The following is a 21,831-nucleotide window of genomic DNA, read 5'->3' as shown; positions in this document are numbered from 1 at the left end:
CTAACGTCCGTTGTCGAGAGGGCAACAACCCAGACCGCCAGCTAAGGTCCCCAATACCAGTTAAGTGGGAAACGATGTGGGAAGGCTTAGACAGCTAGGAGGTTGGCTTAGAAGCAGCCATCCTTTAAAGAAAGCGTAATAGCTCACTAGTCGAGTCGGCCTGCGCGGAAGATTTAACGGGGCTAAACTGGTAACCGAAGCTGCGGATGCATATTTATATGCATGGTAGAGGAGCGTTCTGTAAGCCGTTGAAGGTGAACCGGGAGGTTTGCTGGAGGTATCAGAAGTGCGAATGCTGACATGAGTAACGATAAGGGGGGTGAAAAACCTCCCCGCCGGAAGATCAAGGTTTCCTGCGCAACGCTAATCGGCGCAGGGTGAGTCGGCCCCTAAGGCGAGGGCGAAAGCCGTAGTCGATGGGAAACGGGTTAATATTCCCGTACTTCTTCATATTGCGATGGAGGGACGGAGTAGGCTAGGTCATCAGGGCGATGGTTGTCCCTGTTTAAGGCTGTAGGCTGACTGCTTAGGTAAATCCGGGCGGTTAAGGCTGAGAGTTGATGACGAGCTCTTTCGAAAGATCGAGCGAAGTGATTGATGCCATGCTTCCAGGAAAAGCTTCTAAGCTTCAGATATGAAGGAACCGTACTGTAAACCGACACAGGTGATCAGGTAGAGAATACCAAGGCGCTTGAGAGAACTCGGGTGAAGGAACTAGGCAAAATGGTACCGTAACTTCGGGAGAAGGTACGCCGGTTTTGGTGATGGGACTTGCTCCCTAAGCTGAGGCTGGCCGAAGTGACCAGGTGGCTGCGACTGTTTATTAAAAACATAGCACTGTGCAAACACGAAAGTGGACGTATACGGTGTGACGCCTGCCCGGTGCCGGAAGGTTAATTGATGGGGTTAGCTTCGGCGAAGCTCTTGATCGAAGCCCCGGTAAACGGCGGCCGTAACTATAACGGTCCTAAGGTAGCGAAATTCCTTGTCGGGTAAGTTCCGACCTGCACGAATGGCGTAACGATGGCCACACTGTCTCCACCCGAGACTCAGTGAAATTGAATTTGCGGTTAAGATGCCGTATACCCGCGGCTAGACGGAAAGACCCCGTGAACCTTTACTATAGCTTCACAGTGGACTTTGACTTTATTTGTGTAGGATAGCTGGGAGGCTTTGAAGCAATGGCGCTAGCTGTTGTGGAGCCAACCTTGAAATACCAGCCTGGTAAAGTTGAGGTTCTAACTTAGGTCCATTATCTGGATCGAGGACATTGTGTGGTGGGTAGTTTGACTGGGGCGGTCTCCTCCCAAAGAGTAACGGAGGAGCACGAAGGTGCGCTAATCATGGTCGGAAATCATGAGGTTAGTGTAAAGGCACAAGCGCGCTTGACTGCGAGACTGACAAGTCGAGCAGGTACGAAAGTAGGTCTTAGTGATCCGGTGGTTCTGTATGGAAGGGCCATCGCTCAACGGATAAAAGGTACTCCGGGGATAACAGGCTGATACCGCCCAAGAGTTCACATCGACGGCGGTGTTTGGCACCTCGATGTCGGCTCATCACATCCTGGGGCTGAAGCCGGTCCCAAGGGTATGGCTGTTCGCCATTTAAAGTGGTACGCGAGCTGGGTTTAGAACGTCGTGAGACAGTTCGGTCCCTATCTGCCGTGGGCGTTGGAGAATTGAGGGAAGCTGCTCCTAGTACGAGAGGACCGGAGTGGACGAACCACTGGTGTTCGGGTTGTGTCGCCAGACGCATTGCCCGGTAGCTACGTTCGGACAGGATAACCGCTGAAAGCATCTAAGCGGGAAGCCCCTCCCAAGATGAGTTCTCCCTGGGAATTTAATTCCCCTAAAGGGCCGTTGAAGACTACAACGTTGATAGGCTGGGTGTGGAAGCGCTGTAAGGCGTTGAGCTAACCAGTACTAATTGCCCGTGAGGCTTGACCATATAATCCAAGTTATTTGCTTGCCGCAAGGCGAGTATGAGTAGACAGCGGATGTTGTGATTAAGTCCAGAGTTGCTAGGCAACTCAGAAAGAACAGACAGCTTAATTTACCGCCTTATTTGGATCAAAGTAGGCCGCACCTACAGTGCCTAAGACCGAAATATCCAAGCCAGTTTGCCTGGCGACAATAGAGCGTTGGAACCACCTGAATCCTTTCCGAACTCAGAAGTGAAACGACGTATCGCCGATGGTAGTGTGGGGTCTCCCCATGTGAGAGTAGGTCATCGCCAGGCTTTAATTTCTAGCCCCGCAGTTCTTGTAGCTGCGGGGTTTTTTTTTGCCATAAATTATATGGCCATCGACGGCCGGTAGATCGCGAGAGGCAGGACGCCGGCAGCGATCAATCCCGTGGGCGGCTTAGTTTTGACTCAGTTGATTGAGTTATTTTTTCATCTTTTGTTGAAAATTTACCCAACCCTCTGCCTTTTACGCTTTTCTGCCGTGCCTTGTCACTGTAATTATGATCAAATCATTCATTGGCCCTTTCTGATCTCGCTAATAACAAACAATGATGACAGAGCGAAAAGTATTGCACAGGCTGACCCAAAAGCACCGTCGAGCGGTGTTCTTGGCATTGATATACATCACTATCATTGCCGGGCTGGGTTTTGCGATTATGACTATAAAACTGGGCGCAGCGCTCCTGGTTTTCGCAAACCTCGCTATGGTGCTTTACTCCGTGGTGGTACTGTTCTTGCTCAGACGGACCGACAACCTGACGCGCCTGTCTCTGGCCTATTTGTTTCCGTTTTTCTCTGTGATGATACTGGCATTTCAGTTGCCCGAAACCAGCATCACTATATTCGGCTGGGTCTTTCTCGTGCCAATACTGAGCCACTTATTGCTAGGCCGCCTCCGAGGCCTAATTCTATCGCTGTTTTTTATGGGCTTAACGGCAATTGTATTTTGGCTTAAATATCACCAGACCCCTGAGCTAATGCAGATGCGCTCTATAGCTAATATGGTCGTTCTCTCATTTTGTATTTTGGCTTGTTCACATGCTTACGAAATAAGCCGAGAGCGTTCAGAGTTGCAGCTTTTGCAGTCTGCGCACAGAGATTATCTAACAGGTTTAACAAACCGTATGGGCTTGAATGAGTTTTTTCTGCGCGAAAGTAAACGGGCTCATAGAGAAAATTGGCCGCTGTCTTATTTGGCGGTGGATTTGGATTACTTCAAGCAAGTGAATGATCAATATGGACATGGGGTTGGCGATGAAACTTTGACTCATGTGGCCAAAGTTATGAAAGACCGTTTGCGAGCCACCGATTTATTAGCCCGAATTGGTGGTGAAGAGTTTGGCATTTTCTTAATCAAGACCAGCGCTAATGAGGCCCATCAAGTCGCCCATAGTTTATGTCATGCGGTTATCAGCAAACCTTTAAAGCTCAAAGACATCGAGGTTAAGGTGAGTGTCAGCATTGGAGTTGCTGAACTGGGGCCAGATGGCGATAGCTTGCAGTCACTGATGAGCGCTGCAGATCGGCGCTTGTATCATGCTAAAGACCATGGCAGAAATCAGGTGGTTGGAGCCACCAGCTTAGGGGCCAAGACCTCTGAATCCCTTGACGAGCTGCAGACGGGTGCAAGGACCTAGTTACCAGGCACTTTTATTAGGGCCAATAGGGTTCTTCTGTTTAGCCATATTTTGTTACGCTGACGGACAGGCCAGCCAATCAAGTAGTGACTCACTGAGCCGTTATCATCGTATTGCTTACCATCTGACTAAGGGCAAGGAACAGGAGCTTAGGCAATTTGCTCTCATAGCCCTTGATCAGCTCGCTGAGGCCTATAGTGCTGAGGCCGAACTTGCACGTCGAGAGTTCCGTGGTACTACTAGTGATAGTGCTAAAAACCGAGGCTGGGCAGTGTCGGTTAAGCGCTATAGTGACTACCTACACAGGGTTTCTGATGCGCTTATCGCCGCACGCGCGCCCGTGACGATGAGCGTCGATGAACTAGCTCCGGTCTTGCTGAAGGTCGGTGACTACCGTCTGATGTTGAGCCATCCGAGGGATGGCCAACAATCTGCTTTTGAACAGGCGGTTTTAACTAAGTTTTGTCAGCATAATCTTTGTCATCAATTATTAGCTGGGCAGACCGTACCCTCTGCTGCTTTAGCTGCTATTCGAGCAAGCCTTCTAACTTGGGAATTTAGCAGTGATGCCATAAGCTGTTCCGCCGCAGATTTACACTTGCATTTCGGGGCCGGCGAAGCAATTTCAACAGTTAAGCGGCTATGTCAGCAGCTTTTTACGGAGCTGGAAGCCCTGTCCATTGAGTTTAAGCAGCAGAGAGAGCAGGGCGTAGTCATTGATTGGGCGCAGTTAAGTATTGAAGCTGTAGATCAACAAGGCCTTCATCTCATTCATTTAAACTCAACAGCGGATGCAGCACTTCTAGAGCTACCTTTACTGGCGAGTATGCCCGCGCTTATGCAGGCAATAAGCGATTGGTTTGCAGAGGTAGACAGGCAACAGAAGCCCCTACACTTAGATCTTCAAGCCAGTGATTACCGCTGGCCTGTTTTATAACAATAGCCTGGGCTACTTAATTTGTGCCGCACAAAGTTTACAGTTTTGCTGGCTAACCCTAGAATCGTTGCTCCTTCCAATTCCTTCGCCGACAATGAGTCACAGTCATGAGTGATGAGCCTATTATTTCTTATTCCTTTAGTCTGGGTGAGCAAAACCCAAGCCCAAGCCCCTCGGTCTCCGCTGAAGAGACTGCTAGTCCTCGTCCCGGCAATCACATAGAGCTCTACGCGGTCGATCAGTATGAAAGTTTTAACTTAGCGGATGGCGTGTTGCTGGTTGGAAAGAACACTGGGGGACAGCTATTTATAGCTCAAGAAGTTGCTCTGGTACTGCCACATTGCACGGTTTTCCGTACTCTCGACCAGCATGCAAAGCATTTGGTCAGCATATTCCCTCAGCTTGGCGGTAATGTCGACGATGCCCTGCGCGTACTGATGTCAGTGCGCGACGCAGGTTTATTTATTTCTGCAGATCAGATATGTGCTGAGATTAATCAAGCTGCTGCTGAACCGGCCCCTAGAGATCGCAGTAAAGTTTTTATCATTACCTGCGATCGGCCAGCTGCAGTTCAGCGCTTGTTGGAATCGATGCTAGCAAACGCCAAACTCGCTCGGCAAAAACAGCTGTATTTGATCGACGACTCCCGTGATGCGAGCAACGCTAGCCTAAATAGAGCGGCGGTAGAACAATTTAATTTGCTTTGCCCTGTGCCGGTGAACTACGTCGGTAGTGCGGAGCAGCAGAGCCTCATTAATCATCTTATCAGTGCTATGCCCAATGACAGAGAGGCCATCGAGTTTCTACTCACTCGTGAACCTTGGGGCAAGCTGAAGACCTATGGTCGCGCTCGTACCCTCTGTCTTTTGCTTTCGGTCGGTGACCGCTGTGTGGTGATGGATGATGATGTGCTTTGCTTGGCATTACAGCAATCAGATACTTCGGCAGCAGCCAGGTTTTCCAACGGTATGGCCGAAGCGCATTTTTACCGTGACCTTCAGGAGTGGCAAGGGCGCTGGCAGAAAGCAGAGTTTGACCCCTTGCTTGGCCATACTCGCTGTTTGGGTATGGGTCTAGCAGAAGCCTTAACTGACTTGGGTTTAGCCGAACTACAGCCTCAGCAGCTAGAGGGTGTCAGCGCCCTGCCATTCCTCGGCTTTAATGCTAATACACCGGTGTTGGTTACCCAGTCCGGAACTGTTGGTGACCCCGGCACAGCAAATAATGCCTGGCTGGCCAATATGTCGCTAAACAGTATTAAAGAGATGTTAGCTACGCCAGGGGGACTTATGAATGCCTTGGCAACACGGCAGTGCTGGGTCGGCCACCCGCAAGCAGTAGTGCTGAAGCGTGCGGTTATGTCCCAGGTCACCGGTTTGGATAACAGGCATCTGCTGCCGCCATACTTTCCTGCCATGCGCGGCGAGGACCAGCTTTTCGGTGCTATGCTGGAGTTTTTGATGCCTGATTCAGCAGTGCTCGAATATGACTGGGCGGTGCCTCACCTGCCGCTAGAAGAGCGTCAGGGTAATCGCTCAGGCGATTCTGTGGTGCCTCGAGGGGGCTTGCAGTTGCTGTCCTCATATTTAGCAGAGGGCAAGCCAAGTGATAGAAGCCTCGACCTAGGCACTCGCTTAAGCTTACTTGCAGCCCGCTTAGAGTCTCTCGCTGCGCTAAGCACTCAAGGTTTGCAGGCCTGTTTCCGCTCAAACCTGACACGTCGCCAAGCCTTAATGCTACAAACCCTCAATGATCGCCTACAAGATAGTGCTGTACTTGATGAGTCTTGGCAGCAGTACCTACAGTCAAACGCACAGGACTGTATGGCTGCTCTACAACAGGTCACATCACTGAGCGACCTTCCCCAGGTGCCAGAGCACTGGAATAATGAACGTGTTGCTGATGAAATTCGTCGCTGTGCTAAATACTTCGCTAGAGCACTGCTTGCCTGGCCTAAGATGCGTGAGCTGGCGAGCCAGTTTGAGCTTTAAATGTCTGCTATGAACGGGGCTCAATAACAGAGCCTCGTCTTGATAGAAAAATTGTACACAGCACATATGCTGACGCAGAGCAGATGCCGGCCTATCGTCCTTGCTTGGCTTTGGCAAATGCTGCGGCAAGGGTGTTAGCAGCGGGCTGATTACTAGCCTTACTGCCTTTGCCTGCGTGTTTGGATTGTGCACGAGAGGCTCGCTCTCCCCTAGGACTAGAAGAAGCTTTGTCAGCGGCTTTATCAGCTAAGCGCATGCTCAGAGCTATGCGTTTGCGCTCTGCGTCGACCTCCATGACCTTCACAGTCACGATATCACCGGCTTTGACCACTTCCCTTGGGTCTTTCACAAACTTCTCTGCCAGCGCTGATATATGAACCAGGCCGTCTTGGTGTACCCCAATATCGACAAAGGCGCCAAAGTTGGTGACGTTAGTGACGCTACCCTCTAAAACCATGTCGGGCTTTAAGTCAGATATTTTTTCAACGCCGTCCTGGAAGCTCGCCATGCGAAACTCAGGCCTGGGATCTCGCCCGGGTTTATCCAGTTCGGCAATGATATCAACGATAGTTGGGATGCCGACTTTATCGCTGACAAAGTCTTCTGCTTTGAGAGAGCGTAAAAAGCTGCTGTCGCCCATGATGCTGGACAGTTCCCGCTTCTCGCGCTGAGCAATGCTTTCAACGACGTCGTAGGATTCGGGGTGAACAGCGGATGCATCGAGTGGGTTGTCACCGCCAACAATGCGTAAGAAACCTGCAGCCTGCTCAAAGGTTTTTTCACCAAAGCGCGAAACTTTTAATAATTCTTTGCGATTGGAAAAGCTGCCAGACTCATCGCGCAGCGCGACAATATTACTGGCAATGGACTGATTGAGCCCGGACACTCGAGATAGGAGAGGTACGGAAGCGGTGTTAACGTCTACGCCTACAGCGTTAACACAGTCTTCAACCACTTTATCCAACTGCCGTGCTAGCTGCACTTGGCTAACATCGTGTTGGTACTGACCTACACCGATAGATTTAGGGTCAATTTTCACCAGCTCTGCCAGTGGATCCTGTAAGCGTCGAGCAATCGACACGGCGCCGCGAATGGTGACGTCTAAGTCTGGAAACTCCCGGGCTGCGAACTCTGATGCGGAATAAATCGAGGCGCCAGATTCGTTAACCATGATCTTATTGGTGCTGAGTTCGGGGTGTTGGCGCAGTAAATCGCCGACAAATTTATCAGTTTCTCGACTACCGGTGCCGTTGCCAATAGCAATCAATGCCACATCGTATTGCTTGATCAATTTTAACAAGATACCAGCGGCTTCCTGAGTGCGCTTCTGAGGCGCAATCGGATAGATCGTCGCGTGGTCTAGGTATTTGCCGTTGGCATCGATTACCGCAACTTTAACACCGGTGCGCAAGCCTGGGTCTAGGCCAATGGTCGCTTTGGCCCCGGCTGGAGCCGCTAGCAGTAGGTCTTTGAGGTTTTTGGCAAAGACCTCAATCGCCTCAAGCTCGGCACGTTCGCGCAATTGCCCGAGGAGGTCGGTTTGTAGGTGGGTTAGTAGTTTAACCCGCCAAGCCCAGCGTACAGTATCTAGCAGCCAGCGGTCAGCGGGACGACCCTGATCTTCAATCTTCCAATGCTGAGCGATCATCGCCTCACAGGGGTGCGCGTCCGAGGGCTTCTCCTCGCTGTGCATGACCAAGTTAAGGTGCAAGAAACCTTCATTGCGCCCCCTGAATATAGCGAGAGCGCGGTGGGAGGGTACGCTTGCCAGCGCCTCAGTATGCTCAAAGTAGTCGCGAAACTTAGCGGCCTCTTGTTCTTTGCCATCCACTAAGCGCGAGGCAAGTAGCACGTTTTCCTGGAGGAATGCACGAATGCGCGCCAGCAGGTCGGCATCTTCAGCAAATCGCTCCATTAAAATTTGCCGCGCTCCATCGAGGGCGCTCTTACTATCTGCTATGCCTGCGTCAGCATTCAAGAAGTCTTGGGCGAGGAGCTCTGGGTCAAGTGTTGGCTCAGCTAGTAAGGCTTCAGCCAGAGGCTCTAGGCCCGCTTCTCTGGCGATCTGAGCCTTAGTGCGGCGCTTGGGTTTATAAGGTAGGTAGAGGTCTTCTAGGCGGTTTTTACTGTCGGCAGCCAGCAGAGACTGCTTGAGTTCGGGGGTGAGCTTGCCCTGCTCCTCGATGGAGTTGAGGATAGTTTGGCGGCGATCTTCCATCTCTCGCAGATAGTGAAGCCGCTCTTCAAGTTGGCGCATTTGACTGTCGTCTAAACCGCCAGTGACTTCTTTTCGATAACGCGAGATAAAGGGTACGGTTGCGCCCTCATCCAGCAGAGAAATAGCAGCGTTGATCTGGGTTTCACGGACCGAAAGTTCGTCCGCTAGGCGCTGGGAAATGGCTGTGCTCATGAGTATTTACTACAGTTTTGTGGAAAGAAAACGGACGCTATTATGCGCTAGTCAATGGATGAAAACGATCTGGAATTTCAGTCCGGATTGTGTCAGACACAGTCCGGACGGGGAGTACTAAAGCCTCTTAGCCCTTAAATTCTCTCACCGCGCGCAATAGTTGGCGGCAGGTAATTTGCCCGATGAGTTTGCCGTCCTCGACAACAGGCCGTCGGCGCTTGTTTTTAAGTAGCATGTCTTGGGCAACGTCTACGATATCTTCATTGGGGTGGGCGACAGCGAGGTTATCCTTGGCCATATAGTCTTTGACTTTGCCAATATTTGAGTCGTTATAAATTGCACTCAGCGCCGCTCGCAAGCAATCTAGCTCAGACAAAATGCCCACTAAGTTGTCTTTGTCATCGACCACGCATAAGCCCGATATTTTGTTATCGAAGATCACCTGCATGGCTTCTAGTATGTTGTCCTCTGCGTTGACCCGGACTGGATTTTTCAGCATATAGTTACGAAGATTCACCGATTTCAGCATTGTGTTCCTCTCAGGCTGGCTCAGCTATACATTATTGTCCTTGCTAGTGCCTTAGTGTAACGGAATATAGATCCTAAGTGCTGCAGTGGATTATATCGACAGAGTTCACTCTCAGCCTGCGCTTAGTAAATTGTTGTGGCAGCTGAGTGGGCTCGTGGCTGCGTTCGAGCGATGACAATGGTAGTCTTGCAAGCTTGGTATTTAGACGCGGATGGAGTGCCGCCTATGTTGCGAGTTCTGTTGCTCTCGCCCTTGTTGTTTTTGATGGCTTGTAGTGCTGCAGAGCCCCAGCCTCAGCCTAAGCCCCCGCTACAATCCTCGCTAGTGTCTTGCACATCGCCAAGGCCGCAGGTCTGTACCATGGAGTATGATCCAGTCTGCGCTGTGCTGGAGGGTGATACAGAACAGGACTACTCATCACCTTGTAATGCCTGTGCGCACGACCTAGTGATCAGCTATGTCAAAGGCAGCTGTGTGAGCGCTGAAGACTAATACTGTGTTAACTCAAATTCTAAGACTACAAGAGCCCGCTTATGAGTCTGACTAATCGTATTTTGATCGCCATGGTCGCCGGCATCCTACTGGGATCGCTGTTGGACCTGATTCTGGATAGTTCGGGAGTTGCACCGGCCGTACATACGATTATTCAAGATTATTTGGTCAATGGGGTGCTGGATTTAGTGGGGCGGGTATTTATTTCCTCACTGAAACTCTTAGTGGTGCCCTTGGTGCTAGTGTCACTGATTTGCGGCTCTAGTTCGCTCGGTGACAGTGCCCGAATGGGGCCCATCGCGGCTAAAACCCTGGTGCTCTACCTCTCAACAACGGCGATAGCGATCAGCATCGCTCTAGGGGTCGCCGTCTTGGTGGGGCCGGGAACACATGTTTCCTTACCCGGGGTGGCAGAATTCCAAGTGGGTAAGGCTCCGCCATTGGTGGATGTCTTAGCCAACATTGTGCCCTCTAACCCGATTGCGGCCATGGCTGACGGGAATATGCTACAGATTATCGTATTCGCTCTGCTCTTTGGTTATGCAATTTCCCATGCCGGTGATCCAGGAAAGCGCATCGCTGCCTTTTTCCGAGATTTGGAAGAAGTGATTATGCGCATGGTGGGGATATTAATGAATTTGGCGCCCTACGGCGTATTTGCCTTGTTGGCAACGCTATTTTCCGACATGGGCATTAGCGCGATCATTGATTTAGCCGCTTACTTCTTTACTGTGTTGGCGGTGCTCATTTTCCACGCTCTAGTGGTCTACAGTGTGCTATTGAAGACTCTAGCGGGGGTTTCACCGAGCATTATGATGAAGAAAATGCGCTCGGTCTGGGCTTTTGCTTTTAGTACCGCCTCTTCAGGTGCCACCCTGCCAATTACACTGCGCACAGTAGAGAAGCGTCTGGGGGTACAAAATTCAGTGGCAGGTTTTACGGTGCCCTTAGGCGCCACGATCAATATGGACGGCACCGCGATTATGCAGGGTGTGGCCACGGTTTTTATCGCTCAAGTGTATGGCGTTGATCTCTCGCTGTCGGCCTATATCACGGTTATTTTGACTGCCACGCTGGCTTCTATCGGTACCGCTGCGGTTCCAGGTGTTGGCTTGATCACTCTTGCCATGGTGCTGGGGCAGGCCGGCCTGCCGGTGGAGGGTATCGCCTTGATTATCGGGGTGGACCGCCTGCTAGATATGGTGCGCACAGCGGTTAACGTTACCGGTGATGCAACTGTTGCAGTGGTGGTGGGGCGCAGTGAAAACCAATTTGATGAGCAGATTTATCTTAATCCGAAAGCGGACATGGATACGGGGGCAGGGGACACTGTGGCTAAAGTATGACGGTAGTTTTGCTCAGCCACAGCGAATAAATTCTAAGGCGCAATGCGCGACAAGGGAGTGAAGTATGTCGATTAAAGTTCGCATAGTGCCGGTGACGGCCTATCAACAGAACTGTTCCATTATTAAGTGTGAGACCAGTGGCAAGGCTGCCATTGTTGACCCAGGTGGTGATGTGGAGCGTATTCTTGCTGAAGTGGAGGCAATGGGCGCGACGGTAGAGAAAATCATATTAACTCATGGTCACATGGATCACTGTGCGGCATCGGATGTGTTGCGCCAGCAATTAGAGGTAGCGATTGAGGGGCCCCATATAGAAGATGATTTCTGGATTGCCAAGCTGCCGGAATGGTGCCAGATGGCCGGTTTTCCGCATGCCGATGCATTTGTACCCGATCGCTGGTTGGAAGATGGCGATGTGGTTAAGGTCGGCGAGCAGCAGTTGGAAGTGTTTCACTGCCCTGGTCATACCCCAGGTCATGTGGTGTTTTTACACCGTGAGCAAAAGCTAGCCTGGGTTGGCGATGTTTTGTTCCAAGGTTCTATTGGTCGCAGTGATTTTCCACGCGGTAACCATGAGCAGTTGATTTCTAGTATCCGCAATAAACTGTTCCCGCTGGGAGATGATATTACGTTTATCCCTGGACACGGCCCGACCTCAACCTTTGGTCAAGAACGACAGAGCAATCCCTTCGTGGCGGACCAGCGCTATGGCTGAGTCATTAGACAAGGAGGCCTTGTTGCGACGTGAGTTTCATGGTCAGACGGCACAAATAGCCTGGCGGGACCTGCAAACTTACTATGCCCATGGCAGTGTGGTGCGCGTCGCTAGTGAGCTGGATTTAATTGAGGTGGCAGTGCAGCTGGGGCTAGATAATGTCACTCAGTTTGAGCAGTGGACGGCCAGTGGCCAAGTGGCAGCGGTCAGCGATGACGAAGCACTGGCTTGGTATGAAGCCCAGCGCAGCCTGTGGGCTGTGGTGGCGCCGCCTTGGGTGCTGGTGCAAGATCGCGAGAAGCACTAGAGCAGAGGCTTGTGCTAGATGGCGCACATGACTTGCAACTCGCTATTAATATTCACTGGAGAGAAATTGCAGTAGCTGCTCGCCTACGCTGTCACAGGCGGTGACCTGTACTGGCGCAATAATTGGTATGGGAACAATCACTGCAGGCATGTAGGACTGACCGCTGGCGGTGGTGTTAATACGACCGACCTCGGCACGTCTGTTGAAGTCCCAAATGGTGACCTCGTAGCTGGAGTCGTCATCCCAAGTTCCAAAGCCAAAGCAGCCGGCGCCGCCAGGACCAACACCGCAGGCCAAGGAGCCGGCTGAATCACTGCGCACGGTACTGCCGTCAATCCAGATCATATAGCGTGTGCCTAAGGCTTGGAGCTTCTGTGCCACCAGTTTTTTCTGCAATAAAAGTTCAATGTCTTGGGGGTGCAGTGGTGCAGTGCGCGGCTCAAACCAAGGATAGAGTTCATTGATAAAACTCAACTCGTCGATTACCTCAATGCTCGGGTCGTGAGCGGTGATATGTTTGCCCACACAGTCGATAAAGCCGGGCTCGGTTTCATAATCGCTAGCATGGCGTCGGCCAAGGATGACCACGGTGGCATCGCCAATGCCTTTGCTGGGTGAGTTGAAGAGCGCTTCATCGACAGTGGAGGTGACGCAGGCACTGAGTGAGGCAGTGATAAAGGCTGCCGCAATAATGACTAGGCATCTCATTGCGCTACTCCCCGCTGCGTCTGAAGGGCTGTCTCGCTGTGGATGTTTTGGCTGGAGAGCTGCTGTGGCCCAGTGCCCTGCTGTAAGTGATTGGCGAGCCAGCTCTGCAGCGGCGCTACTCGCCTGAACTGGCTAGCAAAGTTGGCGCCGGCATCACGCAGTGCCACCACGGCGGCTAAATTCACCGCCTCTTCATCACTTTGTAAAAAAGCAGTCGGTGTTTTGCCGTAAGCTGTCATGCTCCACTCGGCCAGAGGCGCGCCGCTAGGGCTTAATAACTCAAAGCGATAACGCAGCCAAATTTCATAGACTTTGATCTGAGTGTGAGCGGGGATGGCGTATTGTAGCTCTTCGATATGCGGCACTAATATCGCGTCAACTCCAGCTATAGTGCTGCCTTTTTGGGGTGCTTCAGTCAGGAGACGAACCTGCTGAAACATTCCTGGTAGCAGGGTGTTCCACAGGTCCACCTGAGCCTCCCCCGTTTTCACTATCCAGCTGGAACCACTGCGGCCCTTGGCTTGGTCGAAAAACTCGTGCTGGCTAAAGGCCTCGTCATACCAGAGCGCGATATTCAGGGGCAGTTTTTGCATGAGCGGTGCCGGAAACTGTCCTTTGACCAGGACTTCGTTAGGACCGCAGGCAGTTAGTACTGCCGCAAGTAACAGGTAGGCGCTGCGGCGCCAGTAAGCGGCTCTGGCTGCTGGTCTAGGGATTAATATCGTTGAGCCCCACAAAGGTGCCTCCATTGCGATAGCTTAACTCTCGCATCAGTGTAGCGAATTTAATCGCGGTCGACTGAGCGTTGGGTTGTTTAATAAATAGCACAGGAAAACCCACGGCGTGAATACGCACCCGATGTTTTCCTTGTGCATCAGCTGCATTGAGGCGATCCACGGTATCTATTACTTCAGCAATGGAGCCACCGCTGAAGTCATCGCCAAATACGTAGATGCTGATTTTTTTATTGGGGTCATAGAAGGTCCGAATAGCTTGAGTGATACCTTCCACTGGGCTGGAGTTACTAAATACGTTCCAGTTGCGTAGATTTTGTAAGATCACCCGGCGCCGGCCGGGGGTGTCTGGAATCCACTGGCCACGATAGCGACTGAACATATAGCTGCCCATGTCATTGAGGATCTGAATGCCCTTTACTTGAGGGTAAATGTTTAAGGTGGCCTCGAGCTCCTTCAACACACGGTTCCAGGCAAAGTGAAACATCGAGCCAGATGTATCAATAACAAAAATAATGTATTCACTATCGACAGGAATACCGCCAATAAGATTGTTTTTGGATTGGTGCTGGCTACCTAGTAATCGCTCCATCTCGGCGCTGAGAGACTGTCTGGCATCAGCTAGCTGTTCACTGATGATGGTGTTGCTACTGTCTTGTACCTGCGTACTGTCGAGGCGCGAACGGGCGCTGGCTAGTTGACCACGTAAAATAGCGATGCGCTCTTCGTGCTCCGATAGCTGTTCCTGCTTGGCATTGAGGTCGCGGTTGAGAATGCGGGTTTCACCGCGGATTTCAAACAACTGTTCCTGCAGCTCTGCGACCCTGCCGTCTAACTTGATTGCGGAGGCTTCGATAATTTGTGGCTGCACGGTTTTAGTGATCATCAGCAGCAGAATCACCGCGCCGAAACCGCAGCAAATCACATCCAAAAAGGACAGCGAGAACTCTTGTGGCGCCCGTGCGCGTTTTTTTGCCATGTTAGTTACTCAGCACAGCGATTACGGCCAGTCACGAGAGGGGCTGATGAAGGCCCCTTTAGTACTGATGGCCAACTTCCACAGCTCTGATGCTGCCATGGGGTCGCCTTCCATTGGGGCCAGTATAACGCTCACCGGCACATTGCGAGGGAGTAGCGTCACTGCGCGGCGGTATAGCTTCAAGCGCTCCGCCCCTGAGACGGTATTGCCTCTCGGTCTCGTTTTGCCCTGGGTGGGTAAACCATCGGTGATGAGAATAATGTTATCTGGCCTTGGGCTTAGCTGGGCTATTGCGGCAAAAGCATTTTCGAGGCTGGTGCCACCGCTAGGGCTGAGTTGATGCAGCGTTCTAGACAGTTGTTCTAGCTGCGCTCGATTAGACACTTCTAGCCACTGTCCTTCGGTCCCTGGTAGCACCACTTTAGCCTCGGTGTTAAAGCTCAACACTTGGTAGTGGCTATTGATCGGCAGCTGTGAGGTCAGCCAGTCAACAGTATTAAGGGTTCGGCCCCACTTCTCCGCTCGGCGCTGAACCGCAGGGTCCATATTGCGCAGTCGAATAATGTTGACTAAGCGATCCGCCAGCATGCTGGCTGAGACATCGACCAGTATTAAAATATTTTTACCGCCGAGATTGAGCCCCGTTAAGTACTGGCGGTTGCCATCGCCGAGAAAGCTGCGGGCACTTTGGCCGCTGTCCTGTTGCTTGGTTTTACGCAACTCTTTGACTTTAGCCTCCAGCTCTTGAATATCAGCTTTGAGCTGCTCGATAGAGTCGCGCTCGCTAAAGCCATCTGCCTTAAGCGCAGCTATTTGTGCCTCGTACTGCTCAATTTCTTCGCTAATTCGGCTGGCGCGCCCCTGTGCTTCGACCATGCGCAAGTCGACCTCTGAGAGCGTGTTGCGCAGGCGTACTAAGCCCGCTTCACCATCCTTGATGTCTTCTTCTAGCAGCTCTATTTCCGATAAAAGGTCGCGGTTTAGCTCACGAGTTTGCACTTCTATGGAGTGGTCGATAATCAAGAATACTAAGACCACAGCACCGAAGCCGCAGGACATGATGTCCAGAAAGCTAAGGTTGAAAGTGGTAAAGCCGCGTTTCTTCCGGCCCATAGTTTTACTCGGTGTCTTCGACTTCGATCAGAACGCCAGCCACAACGCCGGCAATTGCTAGGGTGTCGCCACAGTGGATACCGCGGCCCGTGCTATAGACTTGGCCATTCACTGTGGCAGCAGAGTCATTGGGGCCGCGCAGCAGCCATTGCTGTTGATCGAGGTAGAGTTCCCAGCCGCCACTAAGCGGGGTTCCCTCAGCCCTTAAGGGCCGGGCATTATAACCCTGTAGTAAATGGCTGGGGCCTTTAGAACGGGGCGGGGCCGTCTGCCTAGGAGCCTCAGTTTCAGGTTCTACAATAGCTACTTGTGCTGCACTTGGCTCTAGCGCTGAGCTCTGCGTGGCTGTGCTTGAATAAGGTAACGCTTTAAGCAGTGCCAGTGCAGCATCCCCCTTGGGCAATTCGTTTTCAAGTAAGGGGCGAGCTTTTGCTAGTTGGTTGCTCGCTAATACAGCAAGGCTTGGCAGGGCGCTGTGAATGCCCGGTAGCAAGCCCGCTAGGGGGTCGGCAATTAAGCGGTAGCCCCCTGAGCCGACAATATCTCTGATGCCAGTGAATAAACTTTGGCTAGCCTCTTGTAAGGCCGCGGCATTAAGCCTTGCACTATAACCATTGATCTCGATATTGCTTTCGCCACTGCGCTGCAGATCGGCAAGAGCTGTGGGTAGCGCGTTGTAGAGTTGCTGCTCTGTGTCTGCTTTGCGCCGAGGGTCGAAGCGAGTCTGACGAATAAAGGCAGTGGCAATTAATTCTATTAAACGCTCCTGCAGCTGTAATACACCGCAGCCTGCTAGGGGTTGACTGCGCAGTAGTCGGCGCTGACCATTCTCCTCTTGCAACTCAGTGAGCAGGGCTTGGTGCAGCTGAAACTCTAAGTGGAATACCGGGTCACCGGATGGTAGGTGTTGTGCCAGAGCTACGCTGCGATTGACTAAGCCGACGGCGTCAAAGGGGCAGGTTTCAATAATCCCCAGTAGTAGGGCCAGTTGCTCGCGCTCCATACTGTCCGGAACAGTCAGTATCAAGGACTCTGGCTGTCCCGCTTCGCGGTGGAGTTGCAACAGGTGAGCATGCACTAGGTCTGCGCTGTGGCGCGCAGGGCCTAGCGCCGGTTGCAGGGGCTGGGTGCTCAGTTGCCACCAGTATCGGGTGGTGACTTCTCTGGGGCGCAAACGCGCAGCGGCGCGTGCGCTATGTCCAAATTGATAGTTGCGCCCGTCGAGCAAAGCATAGCCGGGGCTCTGCAAATGTGTATCGCCTCGCCACAGCTGTAGATTGCTGTCATTGATATCGAGAAGAGCGGTACTCATTAATGGTTCACCAAATGACGCAGCAGCTGTTTGTCAGCATAGCGCTGGCAATCCAGTACTAAGCGTTCCTGAGAAAGTTGCAGCTGGTGCAGGCAGAACATAATGATAATGCTCAGCACTAGCGCGACAAAAGTACTGTTGAAAGCTACACCGAGGCTGACGGTGACGCCTGAAATATCACCCTCCACAGCCTTATAGGCTTGGCTGAGAGCATCGCCGATACCTCGCACCGTGCCAATAAAGCCGATGGAGGGAATCGCCCAGGCGATATAGCGCACCATAGAGAGCTCAGAGTCCAGTCGGTCAGACTCCACTTCACACTGTTCTTTCACGGTTTCCGAGACGGCCTGAATGCTGCCTGTAGTGGCAAAGCGCTGCAGAGCAGACAGTAAGGTGCGGGGCAGCAAGTAGTCTTGTTCTTTTTCGGGCAGGGCTTCTAAAGAGCGGCTGTACTCCCGAGCATCTTCGGGAAGCAGGCTGGTGCCTTCGGGGATTGCCAGTAAGGAACGCTGCAGCAGCTGTTGCTCCTGTAGAGCTTGACGGCCTTTGTAGCCCATGATGGCCAATGCCCAGAACAACAAGATAAAGCAGGCTTCCTGTTCGAAGTCGCGTATCACCACAGCAAAACTGCGCTTGGGAACGAAATCTTCTCCAGAGGCCTGAAGGGCCATCTCCTGACGGATTTGTTGGTCCGCCGCGGGGCGTATGGCGCCGACATAAATGGCGTGTATTACGATGACTGTAATCAGTAGAGCAAAGAGTTGGAATACGAACTCGGAGGACATTTTGGTTTTCATAGGCTGTCCTATATGTCGACGGGGAAAGACACGGAGTGATCTTCAGAAATTTTCTCCGTGGCTTCGTAGTTAAAGGGGGAGCTTTGCGAGCCACTAGATTGATTTGCTGGGTCCTTCTTTTGAGCGCTGACAGAGCTCTCTGTGCTAGGGCCTTCGGTTTCGCTGCTTTCCTCTTCTGGCGTTTGCGCCCAAGCCTTGGGTAGCGCCAGTAACAGTACAGCGGATAGTAATAAAATTTGGGCTTTCATCGCTTTACTCTGCATATCGGGCAATTCTGAATCCTACGTCATCGCGCGCGGCTTGCCCATAATCTCGGTAGGAGAGGCGCAGCTCCGACAGTTTGCTCAGCGACCAGTTGGCGCCTCGGATTACATAGTTCTCGCCACTTTGAGAGCCTAGTGGGTCGGTGCTTGTAGCGCTGTTGGCGGAGGGAATGCTATACACATCATGCACCCATTCAGAAACATTGCCACCTAGATCATATAGTCCATTGTGATTGGCCGGAAAAGAGGCGACTGGCGCAGACACGACGTAGCCATCGGTATAGCCTTGGATGACTCGGCCGGTGACATAAGCTGCTGTGCTGTCGGCATAATTTTCCACCGCCTTGCTCGGGGGGAAGTCCTCACCCCATGTGAAAGTCTTGAGTGTTTCACCCTCTACTCGCGCTGCCCAGGCCCATTCGGCCTCACTCGGTAGGCGGTAGCCAGTGGCCTTGGGGTTGAAGCCGACCACCATACCTTCGCGCTCTCGATAGAACAGCGGCAAACCCTCGCGCTTGCTCAGCCAATTACAAAATTGTGCGGCCTGCTGCCAGCTGACTTCTACCACCGGCTGCTGGTCTCGGTTAAGGCTGTTGTTATCGACTTGGCCTGAATTGTGGCTGGCGAGAAACTGCCGAAATTGGCCGTTGGTGACTTCGGTGCTCTGTATGTAAAACATCCTCTTGAGGCGCACCGAGTGCAGGACTTCATTGGCTCGTCTACCGGGGTCACGTCGCGATGCGCCCATCGTAAACTCACTCAAGGGCGAATGGGCGGGCACAAACAGTTTCAGAGTTTGTCCCAGCGATGTGGTGATTTCCGGACGCAGAGCCGCGACCTTGGCTTCCTGCTGGGTTTGTAAGCTGACATTGAGGCGCTGCTTAATACCGCTGCGGGGGGTGATTCGCTTGCGCACTGTGGCATAGCCCTCAAGACTGACTTCCACACTGTGCTCGTAAGTCGGTAGTGACAAGTTCTGATTACCACGGCCAATGACTTTGCCGTTAATACTGATCTGTGCTGCTGCGGGACTGATCTGCAGAGCAACTTCGCCTAGCTGTGGCTGCAGGCTAACCTGGCGCTCACTTTGCTCACCAGCGGCCATAGTGATTGTTTCACTGTGCCGCCGATAGCCGGGGCGCGATAGACTTAGACGCTGAGCTTGCTGTGGCTTTAACTCTAGGGTGATAGGTGTTTGGCCTTGGAAATCGCCATCCAGAGTTACGTTAGCACCAGTCGGAGTACTGCTTAAAACCAGTAGGCCAGCGGCGGCCTCAAGCTCAATAGTACCGAGCTCTTGCGCTTCGCCAGCAGTGATCTCAAGTGTTTGTTGGTAAGTGCTAAAGCCTGGGAGCTCTAGTTCTAAGCGCTGCCTGCCTTGCAGCAGCTCAAGCTCGGCCGGGGTATTGGCGATGGGCTCGCCATTGACCTTTATGCTTGCCCCTTCGGGCAGAGAGTTAACTTTTACCATGGCCCAGGCCGGCAGTAAGTCAATCTGCAGTGCTTGCGATTGGTTGCGCCCTTCTACTGCAAGTGTTTGCTGCCAGCTTTGATAGCGCGGGGCCTTTACTAGCAGCTCATGTTGACCCGCTGTAATTGGCTGATCATGCAGCGGCGAGTTAGCGATGAGCTCACCATCAATATAGACTTCGGCGCCCTCGGGCCTGCTGTTAAGAGTGAGTCGCCCGGGCAGTGGCTGCAGCTCTAGCCTCAGGGATTGGCTGTCTTGATCAGTGACCTTAAGCATGGTTTTAAGGGGCTGATAGCCCTCGGCGCTAACCCGCAGCTCATAATCGCCGGGCCGAATAAGTAGACGCTTCTTGCCAAAGGGCAGATAGAAAGCATTGATTTCTAGCTCAGCTGCTGTTGTAGCTTCCACCGTAATCTGCAGGGAGCGTGCGCTCAGTAAGAAGGCCATGAGCAATAGAAACAAGAGGGCACAAAGGCCGAAAACCCAGCGCAGGGGTTGCTTTTTGGGTCCTTGCCTTGCTTTTCCTGCGCTATCTGCCAATGGCTCGAAAGCGGCCGGGGTGATGGGGTTTTTGTCGGACTCAAGGGGTGATGACACTCAGATGGCCTCCGTGCAGACAATCACGATCGGCTCTGCTGATCCCTCGCTGCTGATGCTGAAGTCTCGACGTACATCACGATAGCCATCGCGGCTGCCTACGGCCGTGTAGTTGCCGGGGCGCAAGTCAATTTGACGCTCGCTAAATTGGCCCAAGCGGGCAACTTTATAGATTGTTACCGAGGTCTGTTGGTCTGAACGCAGGGTGACGCTGACAGTTGTATTGGCCTTTTCTAGTACTTGCTCCAGTTGCTTTATCTGCTGTTGTAATACCGGGCCCGGTGCAGCGATCCGGCGACTTTTGGCCAGTAATTGCGCACTGGCTTTAGCGACTGCGGGGTCAGAGAGTCGCTGGGGTTTGTTGATCAGATCTTGCAGCTGTTGCTCGAGCTGCGCTCGCGGTTGCGCTCTCTGCAGCCCTTCTTGGGCGTAGATAACACTTGGATCGAGTTTGAGGGCCTGTTGGTAGGTTTGTACCGCTTGCTGCCACTGTTCCTGCTGCTCTTGGCGGGCGCCCTTGCTTTTCAGGCTAATTAGTTGGTGGGCACTCTCGGCGCTGTGTAATTCCTGTAGGGCGCGGCTTGCTGCGAGGTCATCGGGGCGCAGTGTGCGAGCTTGCTGAAAGGACTGCCTAGCTTGATTAAAGCGCTTGTCATCTAGGGCGGCATAGCCTTCACTCATGGCTTGATTGAAGCGCAAGTTGTTATACGCTTCTGTTACTCGCGCTAGCTCGCCGGCTGCGCGTTTGTGCTCTGGATCCAACTTCACTGCAGCCTGGAGGGCACTCACCGCTGCGTCGAGTTTATGCTCCGCTTCGGCGGCGCTGGCTTGCTCCAGTTTTGCCAGCAAGTCCGGTAGCTGTGCCGCGCGCTCGCGAAGCGCGGGGAGGGCCTCGTGATCGGGAGCCAGTAGCGATATTTTCTCTAGAGCGCTACGGAGCAGTTCAACCTGCCCTGCTTCAATGGCTTGCTCAGCTAGCGCCAGCTGCTCGCTGACAGTTTGGGGGATGCCTGCTTGAATACTCTGAAGCTGGACTAGAGCTGCCTGATAGCTGTCGCGCGCGGCAACAAACTCCCGCTGTTTGTACAGCTCATCAGCTTTTGCCGCATCACTCAGGACAGCTGAATACGGCTCAGCTGCCCACTGTTCAACAGCGCGTTGTTGCAGCTCTTCCTGCAGCTCTAGGAGCTGCGCTAGCACCTCTTGAGCTTCTTTGCGCCAGCGTGCTTGCTGGGCGTCTGACCAGGGTGTCGCCGCGGGGGGCTCTGCAGTGTTAGGCCTAGAGCTGTTTTGAGTGGCAGCTACTTGCTCTGGGCTGGGGGTGCTATTGCTAGGCTCAGTGGTGGCCTCTTTGCCAAGCTGCGGCAGAATAAATATAAGCGAGGCCGCCAGCAATAGCAGAGCTAGCAGGGCAGGTATCAGCCAGCGTCGGCTCTGCTCCGCTGTGTTTGGCGCAGGGGCACTTGCCGGCTGTTGCGCAGCCGGTTCAAAGGGCGTCGGTGTGAGTTGATCGCGGTGTTCAGACATT

General features: G+C 52.7%; 18 protein-coding genes and 2 rRNA genes (1 of these 20 only partly in view). 9 read left to right on the top strand and 11 right to left on the bottom strand.

The features are described from left to right. From H2508_RS00885 to H2508_RS00865, 5 genes are all read left to right on the top strand, one after another. Window positions 1-1,947 (top strand): 23S ribosomal RNA (locus H2508_RS00885) (it extends 956 nt beyond the left edge of the window). Between the two features lie 175 nt (window positions 1,948-2,122). Next, a 5S ribosomal RNA gene (gene rrf, locus H2508_RS00880) occupies window positions 2,123-2,238 on the top strand. Window positions 2,239-2,513: 275 nt separating this feature from the next. Beyond that, complete coding sequence (locus tag H2508_RS00875; protein ID WP_328799274.1) at window positions 2,514-3,602, top strand: GGDEF domain-containing protein; 1,089 nt, start codon at window positions 2,514-2,516, stop codon at window positions 3,600-3,602. Continuing rightward, entirely contained in the window at window positions 3,589-4,539 is a 951-nt protein-coding gene (locus H2508_RS00870; RefSeq protein WP_182168533.1) for a hypothetical protein, read from the top strand. Before H2508_RS00875 ends, H2508_RS00870 begins: the two co-directional genes overlap by 14 nt. 107 nt (window positions 4,540-4,646) lie before the next feature. Continuing rightward, entirely contained in the window at window positions 4,647-6,530 is a 1,884-nt protein-coding gene (locus H2508_RS00865) for a hypothetical protein (RefSeq protein WP_182168532.1), read from the top strand. Between the two features lie 91 nt (window positions 6,531-6,621). Here the strand turns inward: H2508_RS00865 and H2508_RS00860 are convergent, their stop codons facing one another. Both H2508_RS00860 and H2508_RS00855 read right to left on the bottom strand, forming a co-directional pair. Next, window positions 6,622-8,940 carry a Tex family protein gene (locus tag H2508_RS00860; RefSeq protein WP_182168531.1) on the bottom strand — a complete coding sequence of 773 codons (2,319 nt, stop codon included), beginning with the start codon at window positions 8,938-8,940 and terminating at the stop codon, window positions 6,622-6,624. A 127-nt stretch (window positions 8,941-9,067) separates the two neighbouring features. Further along, window positions 9,068-9,469, bottom strand: a complete 402-nt coding sequence (locus H2508_RS00855) for a CBS domain-containing protein (RefSeq protein ID WP_235964639.1) — start codon at window positions 9,467-9,469, stop codon at window positions 9,068-9,070. Between the two features lie 225 nt (window positions 9,470-9,694). On the opposite strand from H2508_RS00855, the gene H2508_RS00850 reads away from it, so the two are divergent. The 4 genes from H2508_RS00850 to H2508_RS00835 all read left to right on the top strand — a co-directional run bounded on the left by H2508_RS00850 (window position 9,695) and on the right by H2508_RS00835 (window position 12,329). Beyond that, window positions 9,695-9,961: a hypothetical protein gene (locus H2508_RS00850; RefSeq protein ID WP_182168530.1), complete on the top strand. Its 267-nt coding sequence runs from the start codon at window positions 9,695-9,697 to the stop codon at window positions 9,959-9,961. 41 nt (window positions 9,962-10,002) lie between these two features. Beyond that, window positions 10,003-11,307, top strand: a complete 1,305-nt coding sequence (locus H2508_RS00845; protein ID WP_182168529.1) for a dicarboxylate/amino acid:cation symporter — start codon at window positions 10,003-10,005, stop codon at window positions 11,305-11,307. Between the two features lie 64 nt (window positions 11,308-11,371). Beyond that, window positions 11,372-12,022, top strand: a complete 651-nt coding sequence (locus tag H2508_RS00840) for an MBL fold metallo-hydrolase (protein ID WP_220463534.1) — start codon at window positions 11,372-11,374, stop codon at window positions 12,020-12,022. Then, window positions 12,015-12,329: a DUF2288 domain-containing protein gene (locus H2508_RS00835; RefSeq protein ID WP_182168528.1), complete on the top strand. Its 315-nt coding sequence runs from the start codon at window positions 12,015-12,017 to the stop codon at window positions 12,327-12,329. The genes H2508_RS00840 and H2508_RS00835 overlap by 8 nt, the downstream gene beginning before the upstream one ends. 45 nt (window positions 12,330-12,374) lie before the next feature. Here the strand turns inward: H2508_RS00835 and H2508_RS00830 are convergent, their stop codons facing one another. From H2508_RS00830 to H2508_RS00790, 9 genes are all read right to left on the bottom strand, one after another. Further along, window positions 12,375-13,037 (bottom strand): hypothetical protein, encoded by a 663-nt coding sequence (locus H2508_RS00830; protein WP_182168527.1) that lies wholly within the window; start codon window positions 13,035-13,037, stop codon window positions 12,375-12,377. After that, entirely contained in the window at window positions 13,034-13,630 is a 597-nt protein-coding gene (locus H2508_RS00825; protein WP_182168526.1) for a hypothetical protein, read from the bottom strand. Before H2508_RS00825 ends, H2508_RS00830 begins: the two co-directional genes overlap by 4 nt. A gap of 115 nt (window positions 13,631-13,745) precedes the next feature. After that, window positions 13,746-14,750, bottom strand: coding sequence for a VWA domain-containing protein (locus tag H2508_RS00820; protein WP_182168525.1), 1,005 nt, complete (start codon window positions 14,748-14,750; stop codon window positions 13,746-13,748). A gap of 21 nt (window positions 14,751-14,771) precedes the next feature. Further along, the gene (locus H2508_RS00815; protein WP_182168524.1) at window positions 14,772-15,863 is read right to left on the bottom strand and encodes a vWA domain-containing protein; all 1,092 of its coding nucleotides are present in this window, start codon (window positions 15,861-15,863) and stop codon (window positions 14,772-14,774) included. A gap of 4 nt (window positions 15,864-15,867) precedes the next feature. After that, window positions 15,868-17,175, bottom strand: a complete 1,308-nt coding sequence (locus tag H2508_RS00810; protein WP_182168523.1) for a hypothetical protein — start codon at window positions 17,173-17,175, stop codon at window positions 15,868-15,870. After that, window positions 17,175-17,972 (bottom strand): MotA/TolQ/ExbB proton channel family protein, encoded by a 798-nt coding sequence (locus H2508_RS00805; RefSeq protein WP_182168522.1) that lies wholly within the window; start codon window positions 17,970-17,972, stop codon window positions 17,175-17,177. The genes H2508_RS00810 and H2508_RS00805 overlap by 1 nt, the downstream gene beginning before the upstream one ends. A gap of 8 nt (window positions 17,973-17,980) precedes the next feature. Next, window positions 17,981-18,220, bottom strand: coding sequence for a hypothetical protein (locus tag H2508_RS00800; protein WP_182168521.1), 240 nt, complete (start codon window positions 18,218-18,220; stop codon window positions 17,981-17,983). A gap of 4 nt (window positions 18,221-18,224) precedes the next feature. Then, a complete protein-coding gene (locus H2508_RS00795) occupies window positions 18,225-20,303 on the bottom strand; it encodes a PEGA domain-containing protein (RefSeq protein WP_182168520.1) in 2,079 nt (692 codons plus the stop codon). Next, window positions 20,304-21,830 carry a tetratricopeptide repeat protein gene (locus tag H2508_RS00790; protein ID WP_182168519.1) on the bottom strand — a complete coding sequence of 509 codons (1,527 nt, stop codon included), beginning with the start codon at window positions 21,828-21,830 and terminating at the stop codon, window positions 20,304-20,306. Window position 21,831 lies beyond the last annotated feature (1 nt).

The organism is Sediminihaliea albiluteola, from assembly GCF_014077625.1.
Lineage (GTDB): Bacteria > Pseudomonadota > Gammaproteobacteria > Pseudomonadales > Halieaceae > Sediminihaliea > Sediminihaliea albiluteola.
The sequence above is the reverse complement of the archived record's forward strand: the minus strand, read 5'-3'. Positions and strand labels throughout refer to the sequence as shown.